Here is a 26,728-nt window from a genome sequence, read left to right as displayed (position 1 = left end):
GCATGCCCTTGCTGCGCAGGCGGAACTGCTGGTTGGCCTGGGTGCCGGCGGGCACGGTGATCTTGGCGCGGCCGCCGTCGATGGTGGGCACCTCCACCGATCCGCCCAGGGCCGCGGTGGTCATGGGGATCGGCACCCGGCAATAGATGTTCGCGCCGTCGCGCTGGAACAGGCGGTGCGGGGTGACCGAGAGGAAGATGTAGAGGTCGCCCGGCGGGGCGCCGCGCAGGCCGGCCTCGCCCTCCCCGGCCAGGCGGATGCGGGTGCCGTCCTCGACGCCGGAGGGGATGTTGACCTGCAGCGACTTCTCGCGGTGCACCCGGCCCTGGCCGTCGCAGGCGCGGCAGGGGTTGTCGATGACGCGTCCGGCGCCGTGGCAGGCCGGGCAGGTCCGTTCGATGGTGAAAAAGCCCTGCTGCGCGCGCACCCGGCCGCGGCCCTGGCAGGTCGGGCAGGTCACCGGCTGCGCCCCGCCCTCGGCGCCGGTGCCCCCACAGGCATCGCAGGTCACCGTGGTGGGCACGCGGATCTGCGCGGTCTTGCCGGCGAAGGCCTCCTCCAGGGAGATCTCCATGTTGTAGCGCAGGTCGGAGCCGCGCGCCGCCGCGTTGCCGCGCCGGCCACCCATGAAGTCGCCGAACATCTCGTCGAAGATGTCGGCGAAACCGCCGGCGGAAAAGCCGCCGAAGCCGGCCTGTCCCGGCCCGCCGCCGCCGTTGGTGAAGGCCTCGTGGCCGAAGCGGTCGTAGGCGGCGCGCTTGTCGCCGTCCTCCAGGACCTCGTAGGCCTCGTTGATTTCCTTGAACTTGTGCTCGGCCTCGGAATCGCCCGGGTTCTTGTCCGGGTGGAACTTCATGGCGAGCTTGCGGTAGGCCGACTTGATGGCCCCGCCGTCGGCGTCCCGCGACACGCCCAGTGTTTCGTAATAGTCCTTCATGCCTTCGATCGCTGCCCGCCCCCGCAGATCATCGACAGCCTACGCCAAAAGCCCCCAGCCAATGCCCCCAGCCGGAACTTACGCAACGAAACGAGGCCGGGCCAGGGTCCGGCGCAGACTGCGCGACCGCTCTGGCCCGGCCTTTGGCTCGCTGCTTCGGGCATCCATGATGCCGCGCTTAGGCTGACTGACCCTTCTTGTCGTCGTCCACCTCCTCGAAGTCGGCGTCGACGACCTTGTCGTCCCCGGCAGCCTCGCCGGCGGCCTGGTCGCGGGCATCGGCGCCGTTGGGCCCCTCCGCCGTGGCACCACCGTCGCCGGCACCCTCGGCCGCCTGGCCCTGCTCATAAAGCGCCTGGCCGACCTTCATGGAGATCTCCGCCAGGGCCTGGGTCTTGGCCTGGATGGCCTCGGTATCCTCGCCCTCGGCGGCGGTCTTCAGCTCGGCAATGGCCGCTTCGGCGGCGGTCTTGTCGGCGGCCGGCACCTTGTCGCCGGCCTCGCTCAGGGTCTTCTCGGTGGTGTGGATCAGGGATTCCGCCTGGTTCTTCGCTTCGACCAGCGCCCGGCGCTCCTTGTCCTTCTCGGCATTGGCCTCGGCATCCTTGACCATGGAGTCGATCTCGTCGTCGCTGAGACCGCCGGAGGCCTGGATGCGGATGGTCTGCTCCTTGCCGGTGGCCTTGTCCTTGGCACCGACGTTGACGATGCCGTTGGCGTCGATGTCGAAGGTCACCTCGATCTGCGGCACCCCGCGCGGCGCGCCGGGAATGCCCACCAGATCGAACTGACCGAGCAGCTTGTTGTCGGCCGCCATCTCGCGCTCACCCTGGAAGACACGGATGGTCACCGCCTGCTGGTTGTCCTCGGCGGTGGAGAAGGTCTGGCTCTTCTTGGTGGGGATGGTGGTGTTGCGGTCGATGAGGCGGGTCATCACGCCGCCCAGGGTCTCGATGCCCAGGGACAGCGGCGTGACGTCCAGCAGCAGGACGTCCTTCACGTCGCCCTTCAGCACGCCGCCCTGGATGCCGGCACCGATGGCCACCACCTCGTCGGGGTTGACGCCGCGGTGCGGGTCCTTGCCGAAGAAGCTCTTCACCGTCTCGAAGACCTTGGGCATGCGGGTCATGCCGCCGACCATGATGATGTCTTCGATCTCGCCGGGGGAAACGCCGGCGTCTTTCAGGGCCGACTTCACCGGGCCCATGGTGCGCTCGACAAGATCCTCCACCAGGGCTTCCAGCTTGGCGCGGGTGAGCTTGATGTTGAGGTGCTTGGGGCCGCTCGCATCGGCGGTGATGAAGGGCAGGTTGATTTCGGTCTGGTTGGCCGAGGAGAGCTCGATCTTGGCCTTCTCCGCCTCTTCCTTCAGGCGCTGCAGGGCCAGCTTGTCCTGGCGCAGGTCAATGCCCTGTTCCTTTTTGAACTCGTCGGCCAGGTAGTCGATGATCCGCGCGTCGAAATCCTCGCCGCCCAGGAAGGTGTCGCCGTTGGTGGACTTCACCTCGAAGACGCCGTCGCCGATCTCCAGGACCGAGACGTCGAAGGTGCCGCCGCCCAGGTCGTAGACCACGATGGTGCCGGAGCCCTTCTTGTCCAGCCCGTAGGCGAGGGCAGCCGCCGTCGGCTCGTTGATGATGCGCAGCACGTCCAGGCCGGCGATCTTGCCGGCATCCTTGGTGGCCTGGCGCTGGGAATCGTTGAAGTAGGCGGGAACGGTGATCACCGCCTCGGTGATGGTCTCGCCGAGGAAGCTCTCGGCGGTTTCCTTCATCTTCTGCAGGATGAAGGCGGAGATCTGGCTGGGGCTGTAGTCCTTGCCCTGGGCCTCGACCCAGGCATCGCCATCGTGGTCGACGATCTTGTAGGGAACCAGATCCATGTCCTTTTTGGTCATGGGATCGTCGAAGCGCCGTCCGATCAGGCGCTTGATGGCAAACAGCGTGTTTTCCGGATTGGTCACCGCCTGACGCTTGGAGGGCTGGCCCACCAGCCGTTCGTCGGAGTCGGTGAAAGCGACCATCGAGGGGGTGGTGCGCGCGCCTTCGGCGTTCTCGATGACCTTGGCGTCCTTGCCGTCCATGACCGCGACACAGGAGTTGGTGGTGCCGAGGTCGATCCCGATAACTTTACTCATTTGTTTTCCTCACTTCGATCGGCAGACCCCTTGGGCGGCCTGAGCAGTCAGCACCACCCGGCGGATCTCCGCCAGAGAACGTTCATGACCATGGGTTCTGGGCTTATATAAGCAGCATAGGCCTTGCTGCAAGGCGCAAAGCGGACAGAATCTAATCGTTAACGCTAGGGTTTGCGGGGCTGACAGACCGTTTCGAAGGGGCGGATCTGGGGCCCCGGCGAGCCGGCGGAAGAAGACCTTGAGGACGATGAAGCCGGGACCATGACGCGCCAACCGCCCGAACAGCGACCGGAAGACGATCCGCTCTACCGGGCGATCATCGCCGTGCTGGTGGGCACGGTGATGCTGGGCGCGGTGCTGACCCTGACCGGCGAGACCCTGTTCGGCAGCCGGCCGCTGGCCAGCGTCGGCCTGGGCATGGCGGTGCTGGCGGGGATCGCCTACTGGGGCCTGCGCCTCAAGGCTCGCGCCGCCGCGCGCCGGCGCCGGGATGCCGGGGGCGACAGGGACGACGGGCCGGGTCGCCCATGACCGGGGTGCCCCCGGAGGGCTTCCGCTACCGGCCCGGCTATCTTTCGGCGCCGCAGCAGGAGAGCCTCGTCGCCGCCCTCCGCGAGGTCGTCGCCGAGGCACCCCTCTACCAGCCGCGGATGCCGCGCAGCGGGAGGCCGCTTTCGGTGCGCATGACCAATGCCGGCAGCCACGGCTGGTATTCCGACCGGGCGGGGGGCTACCGCTACCTGCGCGAACACCCGGTGACCGGCCGCCCCTGGCCGGCGATCCCGGCGCAACTGCTGGAGATCTGGGACGATCTGGCCGGCTATCCCGAGCCGCCGCAGTGTTGCCTTGTCAACCTCTACCAGGGCCCCAAGGTGCGCATGGGTCTGCACCGCGACGAGGACGAGGAGACCTTCGCCGCCCCGGTGGTCTCCCTCTCCCTGGGCGACAGCGCCGTCTTCCGCATCGGCGGGCTGGCGCGCCGCGGCCCGACCCGCTCGATGAAGCTGCATTCCGGCGACGCGGTGGTGCTGGCCGGCGCAGCGCGGCTGGCCTATCACGGCATCGACCGCATCCTGGGCGGCTCCAGCCGCCTGCTGGCCCACGAAGGTTGGGACGAGGTTGGTTCGGGCGCGGGCCGCTCGTATGAGGGCGGCCGCCTCAACATCACCCTGCGACGGGTGACGGCTTGACCCCGATAGGCTGTTTCCGGAGCACAAGCTGCGCGTCGGCCAACGCCACACCTGTCATCCCGGGCTTGACCCGGGATCCATTGGGCCGTTCGCACGGGCGGCTTTTGTGCAGACACCACGCCTGCAGTTGCCATGGACCCCGGCTCAAGGCCGGGGTGACCATAGAAGACTTCGCGGGCTACGCCGAGGTATCCACGGTGCTGCCGGGGCTGGCGTCCTCGCTGCCGCTGTCTTCGGCGGGTGCGGCTTCCTCGGCGGCGGCCTTCTTCGGGCCGCCCTTGGAAATGCCGACCCGGGCCGGGCGCAGCAGGCGGTCGTGGAGGCGATAGCCGGCCTGGATCACCTGCACCACGGTGCCCGCCGGCTTCTCCGGGTCCTCGATCTCGAACATCGCCTCGTGGAAGTGCGGGTCGAGCTTTTCGCCCAGCGGCGTGATGGGCCGGATCTGATGGCGCTCGAAGACCGACATCAGCTCTTTCTGGGTCATCTGCACGCCCAGGCGCAGATTGCCGACGGCCTCGTTCTCCGCCGCCAACTCCTCGGACACGCTTTCCAGGGCGCGCTGCAGGTTGTCGGCCACCCCCAGGAGGTCGCGGACCACCGGCACGGCGGCGTACTTGAGCGTGTCCTCGCGCTCGCGCTGGGTGCGGCGGCGGATGTTCTCGGTCTCCGCCATGGCCCGCAGCAACTGGTCTTTGAGGGAGGCGACTTCGCCCTCCAGCAGGGCCACCGGGTCTTCGTCCGGCGAGAGCGCGGCGGCCGCGTCCAGCCCGGAGAGATCCACCAGCGGCTCTTCGCTGACCTGGTCCTCGGGGGATTGCGCCGCTGTCTCCTGCGCGTCGCCGTTGGCGGCCTCCGGGCTCTCCGGCTTTGCCTGCTTCTGTTCCTTATCCTGCGCCATCACGGGACGGCCGCTCCTTTCCACTACGCGAACTTGATGAGTGTTCAGCCGACGAGGCGGCCGATGACCTTAGCCGTGTAGTCGACCATGGGGATGATCCGCGCATAGTCGATCCGGGTTGGGCCGATGACGCCGATGGCGCCGATGATCTGTTGCTGGGAGTTGCTGTAGGGGGCGATCACCATGGAACAGCCCGCCAGGCCGAAGAGCTCGTTTTCCGCGCCGATGAAGATCTGCACCCCTTCGGCATCGCCGGCCAGGTCCAGCAGGCGCACCAGCGTGTCCTTGGTTTCCAGCATGGCAAAAAGCTGGCGGATGCGCTCCAGATCCTCCAGCGCCGTCACGTCCTCCAGAAGCTGGGACTGACCGCGCAGGATCAGCGCCCCGCCCTTGCCGGCGCCCTGGGGACCCGCCCAGCTCGCCAAGCCGCGCTCGACCACCCGCGTCGTCAGATTGTCCAGTTCCGCGCGCTGCTCTTCCAGCTCCCGCAAGACCTCGGTCTGGGCCTGTTCCAGGGTGCGGCCGCGCAGCCGCGCGGTGAGGAAGTTGCTGGCCTCCACCAGGGAGGAGGCGGGCATGCCCGCGGGCACGTCGATGATGCGGTTCTCCACAACGCCGGAGACCGAGATCAACACCACCAGGGCGCGGCCCGGGCCGAGCGACACGAACTCGATGTGCTTCAGCGGTTCGCCCAGCTTCGGCGCCACCACCAGCCCGGCGCAGCGCGACAGGCCGGAGATGGTCTCGCTTGCCTCTTCCAGCACTTCGGGCAGGGAGCGGCCGTCGGCGGCACACTGGCTTTCGATGTGGGCGCGCTCGTCCTTGGTCAGGTTGCCAATTTCAAGGAGCCCGTCGACGAACAGCCGGAGGCCCATGTCCGTGGGCAGGCGCCCGGCCGAGGTATGCGGCGCGAACAGCAGGCCGAGGTCTTCCAGGTCCGCCATGACGTTGCGGATCGTCGCCGGCGAGAGGCCCAGCCCCAGGCTGCGCGACAGGGTGCGGGAGCCGACCGGCGCGCCGGTTTCCACATAGGCATCGACGATGTGCTTCAACACCTCGCGCGAGCGGTCATTCAGGCCCTTCGCGGAAAGCGCGTCCGTCAGCGATTTGATTGTCTGCTCCATCGCCTGGGAATGTAGTGACCGCCACCAGACGGGTCAACGCGGCGCAACCGCCGCAAACCCGGGCTAGGCGGCGGAACGCGCCGGCCGGGCGCAGTCGGCTGGACGCGCCCGGGTGCCTGGGTTAGCTTGCCGCCGCGCCGGCATCGCGCCTCCGGGGTTCATCGCGCCTCTGGGGTTCGTTGCCGTTTCTTCCCGTACCAAGAGGTCTTCCGATGCGCCCCTCCGGCCGTGCCACCGACCAGCTGCGAGAGATCCGGCTGCAGACCGACGTCAACAAGCATGCCGAGGGCTCCTGCCTGGCGCGCTTCGGAGACACCCATGTGCTCTGCACGGCTTCTATTGAGGAAAACATTCCGCCCTGGCTGCGCAACTCCGGCCGTGGCTGGGTGACGGCGGAGTACGGCATGCTGCCGCGCTCCACCAACAGCCGCACCGACCGCGAAGCCGCCCGCGGCAAGCAGAGCGGGCGCACGCAAGAAATTCAGCGCCTGATCGGCCGCTCCCTGCGCGCCGTCACCGACCTCAAGGGCTTCGGCGAGCGCCAGATCCGCATCGACTGTGACGTCATTCAGGCCGATGGCGGCACCCGCACGGCGGCCATCACCGGCGGCTTCGTGGCGCTTCATCTGGCCTTTCAGCACCTGAAGGAGATCGGCGTGGTGGAGGCGATCCCGCTCAGCGACCAGGTGGCCGCCATCTCCTGCGGCATCTACCAGGGGCATGAGGTGTTGGATCTGGACTACGACGAGGACTCCAGCGCCGCGGCCGACGCCAACTTCGTGCTCACCAAGGCCGGTGGCGTCGTGGAAGTGCAAGGCACGGCCGAGGACGTGCCCTTTCAGCGCAGCCAGTTCGACCGCCTGCTGGACCTGGCCGAGAAGGGCGTGGCCGAGCTTTGCAGCCATCAGGCCAAGGCACTGGGGCTCTCCTGAGGATCGGCGAAGAATGACGACCGTGAGGCCGGACATGCGAAAGCTGACTGCGGGCGACAAGCTGGTGCTGGCGACCCACAACCCCGGCAAGTACCGGGAGAACGCCGACCTGTTGGCGCCCTATGGGCTGGAGGTGCTCTCCGCCGGCGACCTCGGCCTGCCGGAACCGGAGGAGACCGGCAGCACCTTCGAGGAGAACGCGCTCTTGAAGGCGCGGGCCGCCTGCAGCGCCACCGGCCTGGCAGCCATCGCCGACGACTCCGGGATCGCCGTGCCGGCCCTGAACGGACAACCGGGTATCCACACCGCCCGCTGGGCCGGACCGGAGCGCGACTTCATGGTGGCCATGGAGCGGGTGCACAGTGAACTGGGCGGCAGCGGCGACCGCCGCGGGATTTTCGTCTGCAATCTCTCGGTGGTCTGGCCCGATGGCGAGACGGCGTCTTTCGAAGGCCGGCTGGAGGGCGAACTCGTGTGGCCGCCGCGCGGCGACAGGGGCTTCGGTTTCGATCCGATGTTCCAGCCCAAGGGCTTCGACATCACCTTCGCGGAGATGGACCCGGCACGAAAGCACGCCATGAGCCACCGCGCCCTTGCCTTCGCCCAACTGTCCGAGGCCCTGCTGGACGGCCGCTGATGAGCGCCGCGTCCAAGCCGCTGGCCACACCGCGGGACACGGCCTCCACACCCACCGACGATCCCGGTTTCGGAATCTACCTGCACTGGCCCTTCTGCAAGTCCAAGTGCCCCTACTGCGACTTCAACAGCCATGTCCGAGAGAGCGTCGATCAGGACCGCTGGCGCCGTGCCCTGCTCCGCGATCTGGAGCACGCCGCTTCTTACAGCGGGGGCCGGAGGGTCACCTCGGTCTTCTTCGGCGGCGGCACGCCCTCGCTGATGCCGGCGGAGACGGTGGCCGCGGTGATGGAGCGCATCGCCGCACTCTGGGACCTGCCGGCCGGGACCGAGATCACCCTGGAAGCCAATCCGACCTCGGCGGAGGCCGAGCGCTTCGCCGGCTTCGCCCGTGCCGGGGTGAACCGCCTGTCCCTCGGCGTCCAGGCCCTGAACGACGAGGCCCTGGCCTTTCTCGGCCGCCAGCACGACACAGAGGAGGCCCTGGCGGCCCTGGAGCTGGCCCGCGCGAGTTTCCCACGCATCTCCTTCGACCTGATCTACGCCCGGCCCGGGCAAAGCCTGGCGGACTGGCGCCGGGAGCTGACGGCGGCGCTGGAGCTACAGCCCGAACACATCGCGCTCTACCAGCTCACCATCGAGGAGGGCACCGCCTTCCAGGCCGCCTGGCGGCGCGGCGATCTGGTTCTCCCGGCCGAGGCGGAGGCCGCAGGGCTGTTCGAGGATACCGCCCGCCAGTTGAACGACGCCGGGCTGCCGGCCTACGAGATCTCCAACCACGCCCGCCCCGGCGCCGCCTGCCGCCACAACCTGACCTACTGGCGTTACGGCGACTATGTCGGGGTCGGTCCTGGCGCCCACGGACGGCTGACCTGGGACGGCGTCAAGCATGCGACGCGCCAGCACCGCGCGCCGGAGCCCTGGCTGGACCTGGTGGAGCGCGACGGCCACGGCTGGCGCCGCTGCGATGTGCTCACCGAAGACGACTGCCGCATCGAGCTGGTGATGATGGGCCTGCGCCTCACCAAGGGGATTGCCCGCGGCGCCTTCGAGCGGGTTCTCGGGGCGGCCCCGGAACGCGTGCTGCCCGAAGACCGGTTGGCCCGGCTGCAGGACGAAGGCTACATCGAAGTCGACGACCGCGGGCTACGTGCCACCGCGAGCGGGCGCCAGCGGCTCGACGCCGTGCTCGGCTATCTGCTCAGTTGATCGCCTGGCCGAAGGACTGGGGCGCCGGGTCCAGCTCGACGAAGCTCTCCGGCTCAACCGTCAGAACCGCCAGGCCGCGCTGGACCTGGCCGTTGGCGAGAAAGCGGAAGATGCCGTCGATGCCGGAGAAGCCCACCGGCTGGGTGATGCGGTCGACGGTGTAGGCGACGAAGGCCCCTTCGGCGGTGGCGCGGCGCTCCAGCACCGCCGCCAGGGCCACGGCGTCGTAGCCCAGGGAGGCGACCCGCGGCGGGCTCTGGCCGTAGGTCTGCCTGTAGCGGTTGCTGAAGGTCCGCCACAGCGCCGGCGGCGGTGCCGGGAACCAGGCCCCTTGCAAGCTGGGCTCGCGGCGCAGCGAGGGATCGTCCCAGAGGGAGGTGCCCAGGAAGCGGACCTCGCCGGGATCGACATCGTAGTAGGCCAGGAGCGGCGCCACAGAAAGCAGTTGCCGGCCGCTGGCTGGAATCAGGATGACGTCGAAGGCCGGCGGCCCGAGAGTCTCGATCCCTTTCAGGCGGGCAAGCGCCCGCTGCGCCGCTTCGTCGCTGCGCGCTTCGAGCGAGCGCTTCTGCGCCTGCAAGGCTGCGCTGCGCTGATCGTAGTCGGCCAGGGCCCGCACCTCTGCGGAGATGTCCTGGGCCTGGGGATCGAAGAAGACGACCCGGCTGAGCTCCACGCCGTTCCGGAAAATGGCTTCCTGAAGCGACTGCACCACCGAGGTGCCGTAAGGCGATTCCGGTGCCAGAACCGCAAAGCGCTGGAGGCCCCGGGCCACCGCATAGTCGACCACGCGATCCACCTGGGTGCGCGGCGTCACCCCCATGACGAAGGTCTGCGGATCGGCGACCGCGGTGTTGTTGGAGAAGGTGATGAGCGGCAGGTTGGCCTCGAGCACCACCGGCTTCACCGCCTCCACCGAGGTGGAGAACAAGGGTCCGAGAATGATCGACACGTCCGCCGCGAGGGCCGAGCGGGCGGCGGCGGCCGCGCCCTCCGGCGTGCCCCGGGTATCGCGCACCACCAGGGTGAAACGCTCGCCGGCCAGATCGAAGAGGGCGAGTTGCGCCGCGTTCAGAATGGACTGCCCGACCGCGCCCCGGCCGCCGCTCAGCGGCAGCAGCAACCCGACCTTGACCGGTGCTGCCAAGGCGGCCTCGGCGGCGGCCTCGGCTTCGTTCACATCCGCCAGGCTCTGGTTCAGCTCGCCGCCGGTCTCCCCGGCTTGCGGAATCGCCGGGAACTGCGGCGGTTGCGCCTCGGGTTGCGGGCTGGGTACCTTGGGGGCCGCACAGGCGGTCAGCGACAATGCCAGTCCAGCCAGGAGCAATGCCCGCCGGCCCCGCAGGACAAGCTCACCAACACACCATCGGCGCGGCCTGAATGTCAGCAAAACCAAGGGATCATCCATACTCCTCGCGGAGCGCTGAGACTAGCGAGGGGTCCGCGCGAAGTAAACCGCAAGCCGGCGCCGGCACGGCGCAGGAAGAACCGCTCGCCGCCGGGCTCTATCTGGTGTCGACGCCCATCGGAAATCTCAGCGACATCACGCTGCGCGCCCTCGAGGTTTTGCGCCGGGCAAAGCGCATCGCCTGCGAAGATACCCGCACCACCCGCAAGCTGCTCAGCGCCCACGGCATCGCCACGCCGACCACTGCCTATCACGATCACAGCGACGCCCGCGCCCGCGAGTCCCTGTTGCGGGAGCTGCGCGCGGGCGCGGCCATCGCCCTGGTCTCCGATGCCGGCACGCCGCTGGTTTCCGATCCGGGGTTCAAGCTGGTCCGCGACGCGCTGGCCGAAGACCTGCCAGTGACCAGCCTGCCCGGTCCCTCGGCGCCGCTGGCGGCGCTGTCGCTCTCCGGCCTGCCCAGCGACCGCTTCCTCTTTGCGGGCTTCCTGCCGCCCAAGGCCGGCGCCCGGCGCAAGAGCCTGCAGGAGGTGGGCGCGCTGCAGGCCAGCCTGCTGTTCCTCGAGGCCGCGCCGCGCCTGGCCGCCAGTTTGGCCGACATGGCCGAAGTGCTGGGGCCGCGCCAGGCCGCGGTGGCGCGGGAACTGACCAAGCTTCATGAAGAGGTGCGCCGCGGTGCCTTGAACGATCTCGCCGACCACTATGCGGCCGCCGGTCCGCCGCGTGGCGAGATCGTCGTGGTGGTGGGCCCGCCGGAGGAGAGCGGCGCGCCGGACGCGGCCGATCTGGACTCCCAGCTCCGCAGCGCACTGCGCGGATCGAGCCTGCGCGATGCCGCCGCCATCGTCGCAGCGGCCAGCGGCCTGCCGAAACGCCAAGTCTATGCCCGCGCGCTGGAGCTGTCGAAAGAGATGGGCGAAGGCAACAGCGAGGAGGAGCGTTGACCGCCGGGCCCGGGCGCCGGCTCGATCGGCAGCGCGCCTATCGCCGCGGCCGCCGCGCCGAGTGGATCGCCGGCTGCTGGCTGCGCCTGAAGGGCTATCGAATCCTCGCCCGGGACTACCGCTGTCCGGCGGGGGAGATCGATCTGATCGCCCGCCGCGGCGCGGTGCTCGTCTTCGTCGAGGTGAAGCGGCGCGATCACATCGATACCGCCGCCGAGGCGATCTCCCAGCGCCAGCGCCGCCGGGTTGCGCGTGCCTCCCAGGCCTTCCTGCAGGCCCACCCGCAGTTCGGCCACCTGGATCAGCGCTTCGATGCCCTGCTGCTGGCGCCCGCCCTGGGGCGACCCTGGAGACCCTGGCTGCGCCACCAGAAAGATGCCTGGCAAAGCGACACATCTTTGCCTTATTAGGAAAGCACTCTCGCCCAAGTCACACGAATCGCCGAGGAAATCACCTGTGATGCAGTCAAGGGACGTGACCTCTGTCGGGCCCTATACACCGCCGCTCCGCGGCCGGCTGGTGCTGACCCTGGCCGGCCTGATGATGGCCGCCGTCGCCCTCGGCGGCTGCACCTTCTGGGGCGCGGCGGCGGGGGCCGGCGCCGCGGGTGCCACGGCGGCACAAACCGAGAAGGGATTCCGCCGCAGCGTCGCCGACACGGAGATCCGCATCGCCATCAACGACCTCTGGTTCCAGGCGGACGAGCAGATGTTCCGCAAGGTGAACCTGCAGGTCCAGGAACGGCGGGTCCTGCTGAGCGGCAATGTGCCGCGCCCCGAACAGCGGGTCGAGGCTGTGCGCCTGGCCTGGCAGGCGCCGGGCGTGCGGGAGGTGATCAACGAGATCGAGGTGAACGACACCTCCGATCTCGCCGACGCGGCACGGGATTCCTGGATCAGCAGCAAGCTCGAGACCACCCTGCTGTTCGACAAGGAGATCTCCTCCATCAATTTCTCGGTGGAGACGGTGAACAAGACCGTCTTTCTGATGGGCGTTGCGCGGACCCAGGCCGAACTGGACCGCGTGATCGGCCACGCCAAGGACATTGCCCATGTGCGCCGCGTGGTAAGCTACATTCTCCTGAAAGACGATCAGACCCGGTCATCCTAGGACCGGCCATTGTGATCGCGGTCGTCCCGGCAAAGAGTGGAGCGACGATGTCCGACCCGGCGAGCCTTCCTCCGCCCAACGTCCTGCAAGCCACGCCGTGAGCTGGTCGACGGCAAGCAACCGCAAGGACCTGGAAAGCAGCTTGCGCCGGGTGGGCGGCCAGGCCGACGAGGAGATCGACATTGCCGAGGCGGCCCTGTTGCTGGCCGCTTTGGAGCGGCCGCAGGTGGGCCTGGAGCGCTACTACCACCACCTCTCTCTGCTGCAGCGCGACACCGCCGAGCTGGCGGCGCGTGCGGGCGCGGAGGACGACCTCGGAGCGCGGATCGCCGTACTCAACCAGGTCCTTGTGGAGCGCTACAGCTATCAGGGCGACCGGCGAAACTACGACGACCTTCACAACGCCAACATGATGCGGGTGATCGACCGGCGCCGCGGCCTGCCGGTGGCGCTGGGCATCCTCTATCTGCACGCGGCCCGCGCCCAGGACTGGCCGATCTGCGGACTGAACTTCCCCGGTCACTTCATGCTGCGCCTCGACCTCGGCAGCCGGCGCGCCATCATCGACCCCTTCAACGGCGGGCAGGTCCGCGACGCGGCGGCGCTGCGCGGCCTGGTGAAGTCCATGACCGGGGAGGAAGCGGAACTGCGCCCCGAACACACCAGCCGGGTCGGCAACCGCGACATCCTGTTGCGTCTGCAGAACAACATCAAACTGCGGCTGATCCAGCAGGAGCGCAGCGGCGAAGCCCTGGAGGTCATCGAGACCATGCTGATGATCGCCCCGGAACGCGCCGGGCTGTGGAAGGAAGCGGGCGTCCTCCACTCCCACCTGGACAACATGCGCGCCGCGATCATGGCCTTCGAGCACTATTTGGAACTGGCGGGGCCGGACCCGGACCGGCAGAGTATCGCCGAGCTGCTGCAGCGGCTGCGCACGCAGTTGAATTGAGGCGGCCCGCTCAATGAAAACAAGCCGGGCACGAAGGCCCACAAAGAAGGGTTTGGGACAGAAATGAGTCTGGCGGTCGCCATTCAGATGGACCCGGTCGACAAGATCGACATCGAGGGGGACAGCTCCTTCGTGTTGGGGCTGGAGGCCCAGCGCCGCGGCCACGGCCTCTACCACTACCTGCCGCAGGACCTGAGTCTGCGCGACGGCCGGGTCTACGCCCGCATGCGCCCCCTGGCGCTGCGCCGCGAGGCCGGCAACCACGCCAGCCTGGGCGCCCCCCAGAGCGTCGACCTGGCGACCGTCGACGTGGTGCTGATGCGCCAGGACCCGCCCTTCGACATGGCCTACATCACCGCCACCCACCTGCTGGAGCATGTCCATCCGGAGACCCTGGTGGTCAACGACCCGGTGCATGTGCGCAACGCCCCGGAGAAGCTTTTCGTCACCCACTTCCCCGACCTCATGCCGCCGACGCTGATCACCAGCGACCGCGGTGAGATAGAGGCCTTCCGTGCCGAGCACCGCGACCTCATCGTCAAGCCGCTGTTCGGCAACGGCGGCGCCGGGGTGTTCCACATCGCCCCGGAGGACGAGAACCTCTCGGCCCTGCTGGAGCTCTTCACCGACCTCTACCGCGAGCCGATCATCGTCCAGCGCTACCTGCCGGCGGTGCGCGGCGGCGACAAGCGCATCATCCTGATCGACGGGCGCCCCGCCGGCGCCACCAACCGGGTCCCGCCCCAGGGCGAGGCGCGCTCCAACATGCATGTCGGCGGGCGGCCGGAGAAATCGGCGCTGGACAAGCGCGACCTGGAGATCTGCGAGGCCATCGGCCCGGCGCTGAAAGAGCGCGGCCTGATCTTCGTCGGCATCGACGTGATCGGCGGCTACATGACCGAGATCAACGTCACCTCCCCCACCGGCCTGCAGGAGATCAACCGCTTCGACGAGGCCTGCCTGGAGGCGGAGATCTGGGACGTGATCGAGGCCCGCTACGGCGCCGGCCACCGCACCCCCAGCGTGTGAAGTCGACCAGCACCATCGCGCACCGCCGCCTTGCACGCTTCGAGACGCCGGCTCTGCCGGTTCCTCAGCATGAGGTCGGTGTTCGATACCAAACGCAATCCTCATCCTGAGGTGCGGAGCGCAGCGAAGCCTCGAAGGATGGGCCTTCGCCTGCGAACGCCGCAGCACCCGCGCACAAAAAAACCGGCCGGCAGAATGCCGGCCGGTGATCCCAAGCTAGGGAGAAGGATTTAGCTCTCGGCCGCGCCATTGCCGTTGTTGCCGTTCATGTCGTGCAAGGCGGCCTTGGTGCGTTTTTCCATCGGGGCCCAGCAGTTGCGGGAGATGCGGGCCATCATGACCATCAGCTTGCTGGTTTCCTCGATGTACTGCTCGGCCGCGTAACGGGCGATGGTGCACTGCTTTTCGAAGATCTCCTCCGGGTCCTTGGTCTTGGCGAGGTCCTCGGAGGACTCAATGTTGTGGCGCATCCGTTCGCCGGCGAAGGTGATCATCTCCTGGCTCACCTCGGCCATGCCGGCAAACATGGCCTCGCCGGCGCTCATGGCGGCGGCGATGTTTTCGTTATTGGACCCCAGGAAGGTCTCGTAGGACGGTCCGCCGGGGAACAGGCCGGCGGGGCTTTCGCCGGTCTTCTCGGGCGGGGGACTGCTGCTGCTCGTGGTCTGCTTACGGGCGGTTGCCATGGCTTGGAGCCTCCTGCATGACGCTTATGGTTTTGGGGGGGACCGGCCGCAGGGGCCGGCTTACCGTTTCGTCTCCTTTACGCCTCCCTCGAAACCACAACCCAAACTGGTAAACGATCCTGCCGGAGCATCGCAAGATCGTCGCACAGCCATGGGTCGCGGACCGAAAGGACCCCTAAGGCTGGAGCTTCGCGTTTATAAGCATAGCCTAACAAAAATTAACCATAATTGATCTGGGACAATTTCCCTTTTTTTGCCGGTGCCCGCCCATCGGTGACACAACTCAGGCGGCGGCGGGCCCGAGTCCCTTGGCAAGACCGGCGGCTCGCCTATAGATTGATCAGGGCCGGCGCCGCTTAACAAAGGGCGCTTGCGCGGGCAGCCGTTGGGAAGAGACCGGCCGGGCCGCCCGGAGGGAGAGATCAACAGGGAGACGGGGCCGCCATGGTTGCGCACATCACCACGGTGGCCTTCGCCGGCGTCGAGGTCCTGGACATCGACGTGCAGGTGCAGATGGGCGCGGGCCTGCCGGCCCTCGCCATGAAATGGTCGAAGTATCCAGACAAGATTGTTGCATGACGAAATGCATTCTCGGAGTTGTCGGAATTCTCGCGCTCGCATTCCACCTTGCTGGATTCGACAACACACCGCCGTCGGATCAACAGATGATCGACCTGTTTCAGACCCAACGGCCCGTCTTTGAGGAAATCCGCGCGCGGATATGCGAAAAGGCAGAGCGAGATGGAGAGGAGACGGTCGTCGGTCGCTCTCAGGTGATCATGATGGACCCGGAGTGGGCGGACCCGTTGGTGAGTGACGCAGAGCGGGACCACTTCTACGCTCTGTTCGAGATGATCGACGCCAAAGGTGTCCAAGCCATATTTAGCGCAAACAACGAATGCGAATTGTGGATTGAGTATTGGTCGGTCGGTTGGGTGGGAGCTGCCGACTACAAGAAGTTTGTGTTTGGGGCGCCGGATCAAACGGACCAGATCGTCGATTCGCTGGACGATGTCCAAATGGGGTCTGAGATCGTGTTCTTCCGGCGCAAGTTGGAAGGGGGGTGGTGGCTGGCCCTGGATCATTGGCCATGACCGCCCGCATCACCACCGTCGCCTTCTCTGGTGTCGAAGTCCTGGACATCGACGTGCAGGTGCAGATGGGCAGCGGCCTGCCCGCCTTTTCGCTGGTCGGGCTGCCGGACAAGGCGGTGGCGGAAAGCCGGGAGCGGGTGCGCGCGGCGCTCTCCGCCCTGGGCTTGGCGCTGCCGCCCAAACGCATCACCGTGAACATGGCGCCCGCCGACCTGTTGAAGGAAGGCAGCCACTTCGACCTGCCCATCGCCCTCGGCCTCCTGACCGCCATGGGCGTCCTGCCCGCCGACGAGATGGCGGGCTTCACGGCTCTGGGGGAGCTGGCGCTGGACGCCCGCATCACCCCGGTGGCCGGCGTGCTGCCGGCGGCGATCCACAGCCTGGCCCGGGAGCGCGCCCTCATCTGCCCGGCGGCGCAGGGCGGGGAAGCGGCCTGGGCCGAGGGCCTGGAGGTGCTGGCGCCGGCCACCCTGCTGGCCCTGGTCAACCACTTCAAGGGCAGCCAGGTGCTGAGCCCGCCCAAGCCGGCGCTCGCCGACGGGCAGGCAAACGGCCTCGACCTTGCCGACATCAAGGGCCAGGAGAGCGCCAAGCGCGCCCTGGAGATCGCCGCTGCCGGCGGCCACAACCTGCTCATGGCCGGGCCGCCGGGGGCCGGCAAGTCGATGCTTGCCGCGCGCCTGCCGGGCATCCTGCCGCCGCTGGCGCCTGCCGAGGCGCTGGAGGTGAGCATGATCCACTCCGTCGCCGGTACCCTGGGAGAGGCAGGGCTGCTGCGGGAGCGGCCGTTCCGTGATCCGCACCACTCGGCCTCACTGCCGGCGCTGGCCGGCGGCGGGTTGCGCGCCAAGCCGGGGGAGATTTCCCTCGCCCATCTCGGCGTGCTCTTCCTGGACGAACTGCCGGAGTTCCAGCGCGGCGCCCTGGAAGCCCTGCGCCAGCCCCTGGAGACCGGCCGGGTCTCCGTCGCCCGGGCCAACGCCCATGTCACCTATCCGGCCCGCGTCCAACTGGTCGCTGCCATGAACCCCTGCCGCTGCGGCTATCTGGACGACCCGGCCCAGGCCTGCGCCCGGGCGCCGCGCTGCGCCGCCGACTATCAGGCCAAGATCTCCGGCCCGCTGTTCGACCGCATCGACCTGCATGTTGCGGTGCCGGCGGTGAGCGCCGCCGACCTCTCCCTGCCGCCGCCGGCCGAAGGCTCGAACGCCGTCGCCGCCCGGGTCGCCGAGGCCCGGGCCCGCCAGGCGGCCCGCTACGCCAAGGTTTCCGAAGACGCGCGCCCGCGCAGCAACGCCGAGGCGGATGGGCAGTTGCTGGAAGAGGTCGCCGCCCCGGACACCGAGGGCCGCGCCCTGCTGACCCAGGCCACCGAGGCCATGAAGCTCTCCGCCCGCGGCTACCACCGGGTGCTCCGGGTCGCCCGCAGCCTCGCCGACCTGGAAGGCGCCGAAGCCGTCCGACGCCCCCACATCGCCGAAGCCCTGACCTATCGGCGGCAACTGCCGGGGAGGTGAGTATCGGAAGACGGCAACAGCAAAGGCCAGGAAAACGCCAAACGTGCGGTGAAGATTGCTGTTTAGCCTTTAGGCTGATCGGTTGGCTCGATGTCACCTTCAGGCGATGGTTCAGCGTAGTGGCTTAGCCGCAATTCCTGCAGTTTTTGAGTTAGCAGATACTGGGCAACATCCTTCTCGGTCCGCCCCAAACCAGTGTTTTGGGTGAGCCATGTAAGGTAGGCCCACTGCCTTTTTGACAGTTGCCAACGAAATTCCCGGTTTTCAGCCAATACATAGACTCCAGCTTGGAAGATTTTGGCAAAAATCTCCTTGCTGAACGACTCAAATCGTGCGACGATTCAGTCATGGAAAAAGGGAGACGGGCTTAACCGTCTCCCTCTATGATCTGAGTTTGAGGTGGCGCGCCCGGCTGGGCTCGAACCAGCGACCTGAACTTTGGGACAGTCCCGCTCTATCCAGCTGAGCTACGGACGCCGCTCACCGAAACGCCCCGCTCCCGGCAGAGCGGGGCGTTCTTATTTTGGGTGATGTAGCTCGATGGGTCAACTATCGTTAGCGTTATAAATCGGGATAACCCCAATATATTGTAGTTTGGTACCGTATATGGGGCCGAGTAGCCAATCACACACCAGGTGTGTCCAGATCTGGGCGTCATGTCTTGACCAATCTCAGATTTTCATGGCGGCAGTCCGAAAGCACTGCGTCGGATCCTGAAGTATTTGGCCACCCTAGATTCTAAGGCCGCAGGCTGCTTGCCGAGGCCACCTGCAATAACTTTAGAGGTCTCTAGCGTTGAAGTGGTTGCCAGTTCGCAGCCCATTGACTACGGCGAGTCTTGACATATCCATATTCAACCAATAAGGGATGATCATGCTTAATTGCATATTAAGGGTTTAGTTTCTTATTGACTTGCGTGACTCGGAGGCTTATTTAGAAGTCAACAACGCCTCCCACGCCTCTCGAAGAAGCGCCTCAGGGGGGCTTTTTTTGTGGCTGAAAGAAGAGTTACCAGGGAGTTTTTTGACAAACCTGCGCTTACCATAGAAGAACAGGTAAGCCTCTTGAAAGCTCGTGGTCTTGTTATACCGGACCCTTCTCGACTATCTCACTATCTTAACTTCATCAGCTACTATCGCTTTTCTGGATACTTCAGATACTTTTACAAAGACCCAAAGAGCAAAGAACCTGTATTTAGGCAGGAAGTCGAGTTTGAAGATGTTTTGAACCTCTACATCTTCGACAGAAAGCTGCGAAACCTCCTCATGGATGCGCTGGAGAGAATTGAGATAGCTGTCAAGGCAGCTATTTCAAATTCGCTCAGCGTCACCGCTGACCCGTTTTGGCTCTCTGACCCACAGCATTTCGATTTTGGGCACCACGACAAGATCCTGGTGCTCATAGAAGATGTGCTTGGTGACGATCCGAAGAACCATCATCAGCAATTTATCTCGCACTTCTACCGAACTTACAGCGGCCCTCATCACCCGCCTGGTTGGATGCTGATGGAAGTTTTGTCCTTTGCGTCCGTTTCAAAGATTTACCAGAGGCTGAAGGGCTCATACAGGGTTGCCGTAGCCAAGCAGTTTGAGGTTCCTCATCACAGCATTCTTGAAAGCTGGCTTCACGCATTGAGCTTCGCAAGGAACGTGTGCGCACATCATCAACGCGTATGGAATCGTTCCTTTACCATTCAGCCAAAGATTCCTCACAGTTATTCAAGTGACTGGCCTAGAAGCTCCAATCGCACGGTATACAGCGTATGCGCCATGACCCATCATTTACTAAGGGTAATTGCAGATGGATCGCTTTGGTCCAACCGTTTGCGCGAGCTGATCGATGATCGACCAAAGGTGAGCCTGGAAGCTATGGGATTTCGTGATGGTTGGTCGGAAACGGAGTTCTGGTCACTTGAGAAGCCTAACAACTAGTGTCAACGCCGCTACGCGTTGAACTTGTGCTGTCGCTCGTTTCTGTTGATCTACCGGCGGCAACTGCCGGGAAGGTGAGGCGCGCCAGGAATGGTCGCGCCGAGGCAAGTGCTCCCCGGGCCGCTTCGCGCTACAGTCCTCTCGGCCCCGGCCGAACAAGGGGCTCAACGACACTGAGGACAGGGGATTGGGATGAGCAGCCATTTCGACTTGGTGGTCAGCCGCCTGAAGAACATGCTGACCCGCATCTCGGCGGAGGACGCCGACTTCGAGGACCTCTGCGCACGCCACGCGGAGCTGACCGCGGGCATCCGCAAGCTGAACCCCCGCGAAGACCCGGACCAGGCCCAGCGCGACGAAGCGCTGCGCAAACGCCGCGCCGACCTGGAGCAGGAGATGTTCGCCATCATGCAGGCCAACGTGCGGATCTGAGCCGCCGCACCGCGCCCTCGGGACCCGGACGGGCTGATGCGGCGGCCCTAAACGGGAGGCCGTAAGCGGAATGGCCATATTTAGTTAAGACAATCATGCCTAGAGTTGCCCATGGCTGAGATTTCCGCGCAATACAGCCGGGCTCTGGCACTCACCCTCTTCACCGTCAGCGGCAGCGTCACCGCCGACGACCTGATCGCGGCCATGGAAGGGCACTTTCCGGCCCACCCCAGCCGCATTTCCATCTGGGACCTCTGGCATGCCGACCTCTCCGGGCTCGACCTGGCGGAACTGGTCCGGATCTCCGACTGCGCGCGGCGCTTCGCCAAGGACCAGACAGAGCCGCAGACCGCCTTCGTGGTGAAGCGCGAGCAGGAGAAGCCGCTGGTGAAGCTCTACGAGCAGGTCGCCGGCGTGCGCGGCTCGCCGACCCGCTACCGGCTCCACCCCTCTCTGGCCGCGGCCTACGAGGACCTGGGCCTCAAGGACCCCTTCGCCGCACAGCGCGAAAGCGCCTGAGGCACCGTCGGCGGTCCCGCCCTGGCGGAAGCGCTCGCGGCTCTGGCCAAAATACACACTTCGATTTCAGTCGAGACACGGTGGTCGTTGACTGGCACCCGGCGCGTCATCCCCCCCCTCACCCCGACCCTCTCCCACGAGGGGAGAGGGAGAACCAAACCGCCCAATGGATACCCTCTCCCCGCCGTGGGAGAGGGCCTGCCTGCGCGAAGCCGAAGCGGCTTCGCTTCGGCGAAGGCAGGCTGCGAAGGCTTGGTGAGGTCGGAGACCGAACCTAGAGCAGATCCTGGTTCGATGGAATCGTGGGAGCGATCCATCGAGCCTGGTGAATCTGCTCTAATTCTCGAGTGTAGAGCGGATTCACATATTTAGACGCAAACACAGACGTGTTTCCGTCTAAATATGATCCGCTCTAGCCGAAGCTGGGTGAGGGGGCTTTCTCCGCCAGCGCGCTCAGAGACCCTCGAGGAATTCCCTGAGGTGGTGGTTGAAGAGGGCGGGCTGTTCCAGGTTGGGCAGGTGGGCGGTGCCGGGCATCACCGTGCCCAGGGCCTGGGGGATGGCCTGGACCAGGTGGTTGCAGCGCTGCTGCATGTGCGGGAAGTCGGCATCGCCCCAGAGCACCTGGGTCGGCGCGGCAAGCTCGTGCAGGCGGCGGTAGGCGGGCCGCCCGTCGGCCGGGCTGTTCTGCGGGCCCGGGTCGGTGGCGTTGAGGGCGACGCCGTTCATGTCGAGAAAGAGGCTGCGCAGGGGGCCGGAGACCCGCCCTTCCTCCGCGGCCGGGCCGTCGAGCCAGATCCAGGCTTCCATCTGGTTGACCCGGTCCAGGTCCTGCTCCTCTTCCGCCTCGTCCAGCAGGTCCACAACCGCCTGGACGGCCGGCGGAAAGTCCTGCGGCTCGGGAGCGCCGGTCACCGCCGGGGCAACCAGGAAGAGGCCCTCGACGCGGCCGGGATGAACGAGCGCGAAGTCGATGGCGATCCGTCCGCCCTGAGAACAGCCGACCAGCACGGCAGAGGGCATCTGCAGGTCGTCCATCAGCGCGCGCAGATCGTGAACGTGGGAAAAGCGCTCGACGTCGTAGCGGGTCTCCCCGAAGCCGCGCCGGTCATAGGCGACGACGCGGTGGTCCTCGGCAAAGGCGGTGAGCTGGCCTTCCCACATGCGCCGGTCTGCCACCCCGGCGTGGAGAAACACCAGGGGCGGCCCCCAGCCGGCCTCAGCGCCGGCCTCGACCCCGGCCAGGACGGCCCGGCCGCTGGTCACCGTGAAGGGTTTCGGTGCGAGGTCTGAAGAGGGTGTGGCGATCAATCCGGTCTTTCAGTCGTCGCTGTCCAGCGCGGCGATGAGGCCCGGAAAGGCCTCAGGCAGGGCAGCCTTGCCCGCCGCGGTTACGACGACCTTGCGCGACTTGCGGTCCCGCTTCAACCATTTTGCCGCCATCAGCCGCTCCGCCAGGGCCGCCCCCAGGGCGCCGCCGAGATGCGGGCGCCGTTCGCTCCAGTCCAGGCAGCAGCGCGCGAAGTGGCGGCGCTGCCCCTCCGCGGCCTCGACGTCGACGCCGAGCTCGGCCAGAAAGCCGCGGCCCTTGGGGCCGAGCTTGAAGTCCCCCTCGACCCGGCGCATGTAGCGCCGCTTCAGCAGGGAGTCCGTCAAAGCCACGCCCAGGCGCCCGGCCAGGTGGTCGTAGCACATGCGCGCCGTGCGCAGCTCGCCGACCCGCCGGGCATGGACGCGGCGCCGTTCCGGCACCCGCCGGTCGGGGATCAGGTGGGTCAGCGGCTCCAGCGCCTCGGCGACCGCCGGGCCGGCAAGGCGGTAGTAGCGGTGGCGGCCCTGACGCTCGACCGCCAGCAGCCCCGCTTCGGTGAGCTTCGCCAGATGGCTGCTCGCGGTCTGCGGCGTCACCCCGGCAACGAAGGCGAGCTCCGTCGCCGTTTGCGCGCGGCCGTCCATCAGCGAAGCCATCATGTTGGCCCGCGCCGGCACGCCGATCAGCGCCCCGATCAGGGCGAAGGAGGGGTCTACAGACATAATTCGATGATAGGCGATGCGTGAGCGTGGGGCAAGAACCGTGCATCCCAAAGTATAAACACACTTCGGAATTGATCGAAATATATCCGCAACATTCCACTTCCGCTGAGACCACCCAACGAATCCCTCTCCCCACCGTGGGAGAGGGCTGCGCAGGCTTGGTGAGGTCGCAGACCGAACCTAGCCGGAGCTGGGTGAGGGGGGCCTTAAGTCAGCGCGTCTTCGGGGACGGCTGCGTGCCTAAAGCTGTGGCGGTTTGATCATGCGGCCGAGGGGCTGGCCGCCGAAGATGTGGAGGTGGAAGTGGGGTACTTCCTGGTGGCCGTGGCGGCCGGTGTTGGCGAGGATGCGGTAGCCCTCGGTCTCCACGCCCAAATCCCGGGCGATCTTGCCGGCGGCGCGGAAGAAGCCTGTGATCTCCGCCTCGGACGCCTGGGCCGAGAAGTCGTTGAAGGAGACGTAGGCTCCCTTGGGGATCACCAGCACATGCACCTTGGCCTGGGGCTGGATGTCGTGAAAGGCCAGGACGTGGTCGTCCTCGTAGACCCTGTTGCAGGGAATCTCGCCACGCAGGATCTTGGCGAAGATGTTGTTCTCGTCGTAGGCCATGCCGCCCCCCTCTTGCCGTGCCCGTTCTTGCGCCGGCCCCTCTTGCCCCGTGCCCTCTTGCCTGGCCGCCGGGTCCGTCAGCCGTGGGCGCGCGATGCCTTTTCGACGATCCCGGAGATGCCCTTGCGGCCCTCCAGCGCTGCCCAGACGTGCTTCGGCTTCACGCCGCTTTCGGCCCAGAGCACCAGCAGGTGATAGAGCAGGTCGGCCGACTCGTCGATCACGCCCTGGCGGCGTTCGCGCACCGCTTCGACCACCGTCTCCACCGCCTCCTCGCCGACCTTCTGGGCGATCTTGTCGATCCCCCGGTCGAACAGCTTGGCGGTGTGCGAGCTCTCCGGGTCCGCACCGCGCCGGCTTTCGATGACGTCATAGAGGCAATCGAGAACCGAGCCGTTGAGGGAACCGTTGTGGGCGCCGCGCTTCATAGGATGGTGATCCCTAGCCATATCAGCAGATGCTTGAGGCGTAACAGGAATTCGCCGGCCTGTCACGCCGCCAGGTCGTGGTACGACTGTGGAATTTACGTGGGTAACCGCGGCGCAGGGCGGGCCCCATCCGGCCGGCCCGGACAGGCTTCAGGACGCCGGGCGCATGGGCAGGCCCGCCGCCGCCATGGCCGCCTTAGCCTCGGCGATGGAATGGGTGCCGAAGTGAAAGATCGAGGCGGCGAGCACGGCCGAGGCATGGCCGTCACGCACCCCGGCGGCCAGGTGGTCCAGGCTGCCGACCCCGCCGGAGGCGATCACCGGCACCGGCACCGCATCGGCCACCGCCCGTGTGAGCGGCAGGTCGTAGCCCTGCTTGGTGCCGTCGCGGTCCATGGAGGTGAGGAGGATTTCCCCGGCGCCGAGATCGCAGAGCCGCCGCGACCAGTCGACCGCGTCGAGCCCCGTGGGCTTACGCCCGCCGTGGGTGAAGATCTCGAACTTCGCGCCGCCATCGGAACCCTTGCCGACGGCTTTCGCGTCGACGGCAACGACGATGCACTGGCTGCCGAACTTCTCCGCCGCCTGGCGCACGAAGTCGGGGTTCTGAACAGCGGCGGTGTTGATGGAGACCTTGTCGGCCCCGGCCAGCAGGAGCTGGCGGATGTCGTCCAGGGTGCGCACGCCGCCGCCCACGGTGAGCGGCATGAAGCACTGCTCCGCCGTGCGGCGGACCACGTCCAGCAGGATGCCGCGTTTCTCGTGGCTGGCGGTGATGTCGAGAAAGCAGAGCTCGTCGGCGCCGGCCGCGTCATAGACCGTGGCGTGCTCGACGGGATCGCCGGCATCGCGCAGGTCGACGAAGTTCACGCCCTTGACGACCCGCCCGTCCTTCACGTCCAGGCAGGGGATCACCCGGATGGTCAGCATGAGGTGCTCTCGCCTGTTTCCGCCGGCCCGGCCAGGAGGGCGAGGGCGGAGGCCGGGTCGAGGCGCCCGTCGTAGAGGGCGCGGCCGGAGATCACGCCCTCGATCCCGGCATCGGCGATGGCCTGGAAGGCGGCGATGTCGTCGAGGGAGGCAACCCCGCCGGAGGCGATGACCGGTGTGGCGATATCCTTCGCCAGTTCGTAGGTCGCGGCCACGTTGGCGCCTTCCAGCGCGCCGTCCCGCTCGATATCGGTGTAGACGATGGCAGCAGCCCCGGCGTCTTCGAAGCGGCGCGCGAGATCCAGCGCCGAGATCTCGCTGACCTCGGCCCAGCCCTCCACCGCGACGCGGCCGGCGCGGGCATCGATGCCGAGGACGATGCGCCCGGGAAAGGCGCGGCAGGCTTCGCGGACCAGCGCCGGGTTCTTCACCGCGACGGTGCCGAGAATCACCCGCGCCAGGCCGAGCTCCAGCCAGCGCTCGACGGTCGCCAGATCGCGGATGCCGCCGCCGAGCTGGATGGGGATATCGACCGCCGAAACGATGGCCTCCACAGCGGCGGCGTTCACCGGCCGGCCTTCGAAGGCGCCGTTGAGGTCCACCAGATGAAGCCATTGGAAGCCCTGTTCGGCGAAGACGCGGGCCTGGGCCGCGGGGTCGTCGTTGAACACGGTGGCCGAGTCCATGGCGCCGCGGATCAGGCGCACGGCCTTGCCGTCCTTCAGGTCGATGGCGGGAAAAAGGATCATCGAAATGGTGGTCTTTCTAGAACGGCACCAAGGCTGCGCGAAGCGCCAACACCTCAATCCTCGCTCGGCAGGGCGCCGTTGCCCATGAGATCCTTGTAGTAGAAGAAGCCGGTGACCCAGCGGTCGTCGACCCAGGCATAGTGGGGATGGGTGCCCCAGCGCACGTAGCCCGACTGCTCCACCACCTCGATGGCCCGCTTCTGGGTTTCCCGAATGTCCATGTTGAGGACCCTGAGACCGTTCTGGCGGGCGGCTTCCTCGACCTTCCGGACGAGTCCCGCCGCCAGGCCGTGGCCGCGCGCCCAGGGTGCCACGAAAAAGGTTGTGAGCTGGCCGGTGAGGGTCTGGGCCTCGTTGTTACGCGGCGGGCGAACCAACTGCGCGGAGCCGGCGATGGTGTCGTCCAGGCGGCCGACGAAAAGCTCGCGCTCCGGCACCAGCAGCACGCCCTGCCAGTAGGTTTCCATGGTCTGGCGCGGCGGCGGACTGAGCCAGCCGAAGCCGCCGCCGTCGAGGATCGCTGCCTCGGCGGCATCGCAGAGGTCATGAAGGTCCGGCCCGTGAAAGCCGGTCAGCCGATCCATGGAAATCTGGGTACGGGTATCACTGACCGTCATGGAGACCACCTCAAGAAATTCGACAGAAACCGGAGGCCGACAGCCTGGCTCTTCTCCGGGTGGAACTGGGTTCCCACCAGATTGTCCCGCCCGACAATGGCGGTGACCGGCCCGCCGTAATCGACCGTGGCGAGCAGGTGTTCGGGCTGCGTCGGGCGCAGGTGATAGCTGTGAACGAAATACACATAGGAAGGCCGGGGCAGTTCTGCCAGGACTGTGTGGCCTTCGCCCTGCAGCGTCAGGCTGTTCCAGCCCATGTGCGGAACCTTCAAAGACGGACAGTCCGTCCCATTCAGGCCACCCGGCGGCTCCTCCGGCGTCAGGGCCACCACGTCGCCGGGAATCCAGCCGAAGCCGGGATGGCTGCCGTGCTCCAGGCCGCGGGCGGCCATGAGTTGCATGCCGACACAGATCCCCAGAAACGGCCGCCCCTTGGCAATCACGGTCTCTTCCAGCGCTTCGACCATGCCCGGCAGGCCGTGCAGGCCGCCGCGGCAGTCCCCGAAGGCCCCGACCCCGGGCAGGACCACGCGGTCGGCGCCGCGCACGACTTCCGGATCGTCGGTCACCAGCACCGGGCCGCCGCCCACCGCCGCGGCGGCGCGTTCCAGCGATTTGGCGGCCGAGCGCAGGTTGCCCGAGCCATAGTCGATGATCGCAACGCTCATTGATG

The 26,728-nt window shown here is 66.9% G+C and carries 30 protein-coding genes and 1 tRNA gene; 16 read left to right on the top strand and 15 right to left on the bottom strand.

Going from position 1 to position 26,728, the window contains the following annotated elements; translation table 11 throughout:
* Positions 1–937 (bottom strand): molecular chaperone DnaJ (gene dnaJ / locus Q0996_RS01380; RefSeq protein WP_299615227.1); only part of this gene is annotated, 937 nt, incomplete at its 3' end.
* A 178-nt stretch (positions 938–1,115) separates the two neighbouring features.
* Complete coding sequence (dnaK, locus tag Q0996_RS01375) at positions 1,116–3,074, bottom strand: molecular chaperone DnaK (RefSeq protein ID WP_299615224.1); 1,959 nt, start codon at positions 3,072–3,074, stop codon at positions 1,116–1,118.
* 261 nt (positions 3,075–3,335) lie between these two features.
* Between dnaK and Q0996_RS01370 the strand changes: the two genes are divergently transcribed.
* Together Q0996_RS01370 and Q0996_RS01365 are read left to right on the top strand one after the other, a co-directional pair.
* On the top strand, positions 3,336–3,605 hold the full coding sequence (locus tag Q0996_RS01370) for a hypothetical protein (protein WP_299615222.1): 270 nt from the start codon (positions 3,336–3,338) through the stop codon (positions 3,603–3,605).
* Entirely contained in the window at positions 3,602–4,264 is a 663-nt protein-coding gene (locus Q0996_RS01365) for an alpha-ketoglutarate-dependent dioxygenase AlkB (RefSeq protein WP_299615220.1), read from the top strand. Before Q0996_RS01370 ends, Q0996_RS01365 begins: the two co-directional genes overlap by 4 nt.
* A gap of 178 nt (positions 4,265–4,442) precedes the next feature.
* On the opposite strand, the gene grpE is transcribed toward Q0996_RS01365, so the two are convergent.
* Together grpE and hrcA are read right to left on the bottom strand one after the other, a co-directional pair.
* A complete protein-coding gene (grpE, locus tag Q0996_RS01360) occupies positions 4,443–5,165 on the bottom strand; it encodes a nucleotide exchange factor GrpE (RefSeq protein WP_299615218.1) in 723 nt (240 codons plus the stop codon).
* A gap of 44 nt (positions 5,166–5,209) precedes the next feature.
* Complete coding sequence (hrcA, locus tag Q0996_RS01355; RefSeq protein ID WP_299615216.1) at positions 5,210–6,289, bottom strand: heat-inducible transcriptional repressor HrcA; 1,080 nt, start codon at positions 6,287–6,289, stop codon at positions 5,210–5,212.
* Positions 6,290–6,501: 212 nt separating this feature from the next.
* Here hrcA and rph point away from each other — a divergent pair, with 212 nt between their 5' ends.
* Genes rph through hemW form a run of 3 tightly spaced genes read left to right on the top strand, consistent with a single transcriptional unit; the run spans position 6,502 to position 9,066 of the window.
* On the top strand, positions 6,502–7,221 hold the full coding sequence (rph, locus tag Q0996_RS01350; protein WP_299615214.1) for a ribonuclease PH: 720 nt from the start codon (positions 6,502–6,504) through the stop codon (positions 7,219–7,221).
* Between the two features lie 34 nt (positions 7,222–7,255).
* Positions 7,256–7,858, top strand: a complete 603-nt coding sequence (gene rdgB / locus Q0996_RS01345; RefSeq protein WP_299615212.1) for an RdgB/HAM1 family non-canonical purine NTP pyrophosphatase — start codon at positions 7,256–7,258, stop codon at positions 7,856–7,858.
* Complete coding sequence (gene hemW / locus Q0996_RS01340; RefSeq protein ID WP_299615210.1) at positions 7,858–9,066, top strand: radical SAM family heme chaperone HemW; 1,209 nt, start codon at positions 7,858–7,860, stop codon at positions 9,064–9,066. Before rdgB ends, hemW begins: the two co-directional genes overlap by 1 nt.
* Here hemW and Q0996_RS01335 read toward each other — a convergent pair.
* On the bottom strand, positions 9,059–10,393 hold the full coding sequence (locus Q0996_RS01335) for a penicillin-binding protein activator (protein WP_299615208.1): 1,335 nt from the start codon (positions 10,391–10,393) through the stop codon (positions 9,059–9,061). The two genes, hemW and Q0996_RS01335, sit on opposite strands and share 8 nt — an antisense overlap.
* A gap of 185 nt (positions 10,394–10,578) precedes the next feature.
* Here Q0996_RS01335 and rsmI point away from each other — a divergent pair, with 185 nt between their 5' ends.
* The 5 genes from rsmI (at position 10,579) to gshB (ending at position 14,509) form a co-directional block, all read left to right on the top strand.
* A complete protein-coding gene (gene rsmI / locus Q0996_RS01330) occupies positions 10,579–11,418 on the top strand; it encodes a 16S rRNA (cytidine(1402)-2'-O)-methyltransferase (RefSeq protein WP_322096620.1) in 840 nt (279 codons plus the stop codon).
* Positions 11,415–11,828 carry a YraN family protein gene (locus tag Q0996_RS01325; RefSeq protein WP_299615204.1) on the top strand — a complete coding sequence of 138 codons (414 nt, stop codon included), beginning with the start codon at positions 11,415–11,417 and terminating at the stop codon, positions 11,826–11,828. Before rsmI ends, Q0996_RS01325 begins: the two co-directional genes overlap by 4 nt.
* Before the next feature lie 49 nt (positions 11,829–11,877).
* Positions 11,878–12,528, top strand: coding sequence for a BON domain-containing protein (locus Q0996_RS01320; protein ID WP_299615202.1), 651 nt, complete (start codon positions 11,878–11,880; stop codon positions 12,526–12,528).
* Positions 12,529–12,625: 97 nt separating this feature from the next.
* A complete protein-coding gene (locus Q0996_RS01315) occupies positions 12,626–13,480 on the top strand; it encodes a SirB1 family protein (protein WP_299615200.1) in 855 nt (284 codons plus the stop codon).
* Between the two features lie 63 nt (positions 13,481–13,543).
* Positions 13,544–14,509, top strand: a complete 966-nt coding sequence (gene gshB, locus Q0996_RS01310) for a glutathione synthase (RefSeq protein ID WP_299615198.1) — start codon at positions 13,544–13,546, stop codon at positions 14,507–14,509.
* Between the two features lie 230 nt (positions 14,510–14,739).
* Here gshB and Q0996_RS01305 read toward each other — a convergent pair whose 3' ends face one another.
* Positions 14,740–15,195, bottom strand: a complete 456-nt coding sequence (locus Q0996_RS01305) for a phasin family protein (RefSeq protein ID WP_299615196.1) — start codon at positions 15,193–15,195, stop codon at positions 14,740–14,742.
* Between the two features lie 444 nt (positions 15,196–15,639).
* Between Q0996_RS01305 and Q0996_RS01300 the strand changes: the two genes are divergently transcribed.
* Genes Q0996_RS01300 through Q0996_RS01290 form a run of 3 tightly spaced genes read left to right on the top strand, consistent with a single transcriptional unit; the run spans position 15,640 to position 17,806 of the window.
* Positions 15,640–15,774 (top strand): hypothetical protein, encoded by a 135-nt coding sequence (locus Q0996_RS01300; protein ID WP_299615194.1) that lies wholly within the window; start codon positions 15,640–15,642, stop codon positions 15,772–15,774.
* Entirely contained in the window at positions 15,771–16,289 is a 519-nt protein-coding gene (locus Q0996_RS01295; protein ID WP_299615192.1) for a hypothetical protein, read from the top strand. Before Q0996_RS01300 ends, Q0996_RS01295 begins: the two co-directional genes overlap by 4 nt.
* The gene (locus Q0996_RS01290; RefSeq protein ID WP_299615190.1) at positions 16,286–17,806 is read left to right on the top strand and encodes a YifB family Mg chelatase-like AAA ATPase; all 1,521 of its coding nucleotides are present in this window, start codon (positions 16,286–16,288) and stop codon (positions 17,804–17,806) included. The genes Q0996_RS01295 and Q0996_RS01290 overlap by 4 nt, the downstream gene beginning before the upstream one ends.
* Before the next feature lie 400 nt (positions 17,807–18,206).
* Here the strand turns inward: Q0996_RS01290 and Q0996_RS01285 are convergent.
* Positions 18,207–18,283, bottom strand: a tRNA-Gly gene (locus Q0996_RS01285).
* Positions 18,284–18,798: 515 nt separating this feature from the next.
* Here Q0996_RS01285 and Q0996_RS01280 point away from each other — a divergent pair.
* The 3 genes from Q0996_RS01280 (at position 18,799) to Q0996_RS01270 (ending at position 20,688) form a co-directional block, all read left to right on the top strand.
* Positions 18,799–19,737 (top strand): Abi family protein, encoded by a 939-nt coding sequence (locus Q0996_RS01280; protein WP_299615188.1) that lies wholly within the window; start codon positions 18,799–18,801, stop codon positions 19,735–19,737.
* A gap of 192 nt (positions 19,738–19,929) precedes the next feature.
* Complete coding sequence (locus Q0996_RS01275; protein WP_299615186.1) at positions 19,930–20,169, top strand: hypothetical protein; 240 nt, start codon at positions 19,930–19,932, stop codon at positions 20,167–20,169.
* A gap of 111 nt (positions 20,170–20,280) precedes the next feature.
* Positions 20,281–20,688: a hypothetical protein gene (locus tag Q0996_RS01270; RefSeq protein WP_299615184.1), complete on the top strand. Its 408-nt coding sequence runs from the start codon at positions 20,281–20,283 to the stop codon at positions 20,686–20,688.
* Positions 20,689–21,141: 453 nt separating this feature from the next.
* Here the strand turns inward: Q0996_RS01270 and Q0996_RS01265 are convergent, their stop codons facing one another.
* The 8 genes from Q0996_RS01265 to hisH all read right to left on the bottom strand — a co-directional run bounded on the left by Q0996_RS01265 (position 21,142) and on the right by hisH (position 26,723).
* Complete coding sequence (locus Q0996_RS01265) at positions 21,142–21,999, bottom strand: alpha/beta fold hydrolase (protein ID WP_299615182.1); 858 nt, start codon at positions 21,997–21,999, stop codon at positions 21,142–21,144.
* A 9-nt stretch (positions 22,000–22,008) separates the two neighbouring features.
* Positions 22,009–22,722 (bottom strand): helix-turn-helix transcriptional regulator, encoded by a 714-nt coding sequence (locus tag Q0996_RS01260; protein WP_299615181.1) that lies wholly within the window; start codon positions 22,720–22,722, stop codon positions 22,009–22,011.
* A gap of 240 nt (positions 22,723–22,962) precedes the next feature.
* Positions 22,963–23,331 (bottom strand): histidine triad nucleotide-binding protein, encoded by a 369-nt coding sequence (locus Q0996_RS01255; RefSeq protein WP_299615179.1) that lies wholly within the window; start codon positions 23,329–23,331, stop codon positions 22,963–22,965.
* A gap of 77 nt (positions 23,332–23,408) precedes the next feature.
* Positions 23,409–23,759: a phosphoribosyl-ATP diphosphatase gene (locus Q0996_RS01250; RefSeq protein ID WP_299615177.1), complete on the bottom strand. Its 351-nt coding sequence runs from the start codon at positions 23,757–23,759 to the stop codon at positions 23,409–23,411.
* Between the two features lie 150 nt (positions 23,760–23,909).
* Positions 23,910–24,689: an imidazole glycerol phosphate synthase subunit HisF gene (gene hisF, locus Q0996_RS01245; RefSeq protein WP_299615175.1), complete on the bottom strand. Its 780-nt coding sequence runs from the start codon at positions 24,687–24,689 to the stop codon at positions 23,910–23,912.
* Positions 24,683–25,438, bottom strand: coding sequence for a 1-(5-phosphoribosyl)-5-[(5-phosphoribosylamino)methylideneamino]imidazole-4-carboxamide isomerase (gene hisA / locus Q0996_RS01240; protein ID WP_299615173.1), 756 nt, complete (start codon positions 25,436–25,438; stop codon positions 24,683–24,685). The genes hisF and hisA overlap by 7 nt, the downstream gene beginning before the upstream one ends.
* Before the next feature lie 53 nt (positions 25,439–25,491).
* Complete coding sequence (locus Q0996_RS01235) at positions 25,492–26,055, bottom strand: GNAT family N-acetyltransferase (RefSeq protein WP_299615171.1); 564 nt, start codon at positions 26,053–26,055, stop codon at positions 25,492–25,494.
* Positions 26,052–26,723, bottom strand: coding sequence for an imidazole glycerol phosphate synthase subunit HisH (gene hisH / locus Q0996_RS01230; protein ID WP_299615169.1), 672 nt, complete (start codon positions 26,721–26,723; stop codon positions 26,052–26,054). Before hisH ends, Q0996_RS01235 begins: the two co-directional genes overlap by 4 nt.
* Between the last annotated feature and the right edge of the window lie 5 nt (positions 26,724–26,728).

The sequence above is a fragment of the Pelagibius sp. genome (assembly GCF_028289705.1).
Classification (GTDB): Bacteria; Pseudomonadota; Alphaproteobacteria; order Kiloniellales; family Kiloniellaceae; genus Pelagibius.
This window is presented reverse-complemented; position numbering and strand designations above follow the sequence as displayed.

Bases quoted from the DNA above. Each gene is read 5' to 3' on its own strand.
- dnaK (WP_299615224.1), bottom strand. From the start codon at position 3,074: ATGAGTAAAGTTATCGGGATCGACCTCGGCACCACCAACTCCTGTGTC.
- Q0996_RS01370 (WP_299615222.1), top strand. From the start codon at position 3,336: ATGACGCGCCAACCGCCCGAACAGCGACCGGAAGACGATCCGCTCTAC.
- Q0996_RS01365 (WP_299615220.1), top strand. From the start codon at position 3,602: ATGACCGGGGTGCCCCCGGAGGGCTTCCGCTACCGGCCCGGCTATCTT.
- grpE (WP_299615218.1), bottom strand. From the start codon at position 5,165: ATGGCGCAGGATAAGGAACAGAAGCAGGCAAAGCCGGAGAGCCCGGAG.
- hrcA (WP_299615216.1), bottom strand. From the start codon at position 6,289: ATGGAGCAGACAATCAAATCGCTGACGGACGCGCTTTCCGCGAAGGGC.
- rph (WP_299615214.1), top strand. From the start codon at position 6,502: ATGCGCCCCTCCGGCCGTGCCACCGACCAGCTGCGAGAGATCCGGCTG.
- rdgB (WP_299615212.1), top strand. From the start codon at position 7,256: ATGCGAAAGCTGACTGCGGGCGACAAGCTGGTGCTGGCGACCCACAAC.
- hemW (WP_299615210.1), top strand. From the start codon at position 7,858: ATGAGCGCCGCGTCCAAGCCGCTGGCCACACCGCGGGACACGGCCTCC.
- Q0996_RS01320 (WP_299615202.1), top strand. From the start codon at position 11,878: ATGCAGTCAAGGGACGTGACCTCTGTCGGGCCCTATACACCGCCGCTC.
- gshB (WP_299615198.1), top strand. From the start codon at position 13,544: ATGAGTCTGGCGGTCGCCATTCAGATGGACCCGGTCGACAAGATCGAC.
- Q0996_RS01305 (WP_299615196.1), bottom strand. From the start codon at position 15,195: ATGGCAACCGCCCGTAAGCAGACCACGAGCAGCAGCAGTCCCCCGCCC.
- Q0996_RS01300 (WP_299615194.1), top strand. From the start codon at position 15,640: ATGGTTGCGCACATCACCACGGTGGCCTTCGCCGGCGTCGAGGTCCTG.
- Q0996_RS01295 (WP_299615192.1), top strand. From the start codon at position 15,771: ATGACGAAATGCATTCTCGGAGTTGTCGGAATTCTCGCGCTCGCATTC.
- Q0996_RS01290 (WP_299615190.1), top strand. From the start codon at position 16,286: ATGACCGCCCGCATCACCACCGTCGCCTTCTCTGGTGTCGAAGTCCTG.
- Q0996_RS01275 (WP_299615186.1), top strand. From the start codon at position 19,930: ATGAGCAGCCATTTCGACTTGGTGGTCAGCCGCCTGAAGAACATGCTG.
- Q0996_RS01270 (WP_299615184.1), top strand. From the start codon at position 20,281: ATGGCTGAGATTTCCGCGCAATACAGCCGGGCTCTGGCACTCACCCTC.
- Q0996_RS01260 (WP_299615181.1), bottom strand. From the start codon at position 22,722: ATGTCTGTAGACCCCTCCTTCGCCCTGATCGGGGCGCTGATCGGCGTG.
- Q0996_RS01255 (WP_299615179.1), bottom strand. From the start codon at position 23,331: ATGGCCTACGACGAGAACAACATCTTCGCCAAGATCCTGCGTGGCGAG.
- Q0996_RS01250 (WP_299615177.1), bottom strand. From the start codon at position 23,759: ATGAAGCGCGGCGCCCACAACGGTTCCCTCAACGGCTCGGTTCTCGAT.
- hisF (WP_299615175.1), bottom strand. From the start codon at position 24,689: ATGCTGACCATCCGGGTGATCCCCTGCCTGGACGTGAAGGACGGGCGG.
- hisA (WP_299615173.1), bottom strand. From the start codon at position 25,438: ATGATCCTTTTTCCCGCCATCGACCTGAAGGACGGCAAGGCCGTGCGC.
- Q0996_RS01235 (WP_299615171.1), bottom strand. From the start codon at position 26,055: ATGACGGTCAGTGATACCCGTACCCAGATTTCCATGGATCGGCTGACC.
- hisH (WP_299615169.1), bottom strand. From the start codon at position 26,723: ATGAGCGTTGCGATCATCGACTATGGCTCGGGCAACCTGCGCTCGGCC.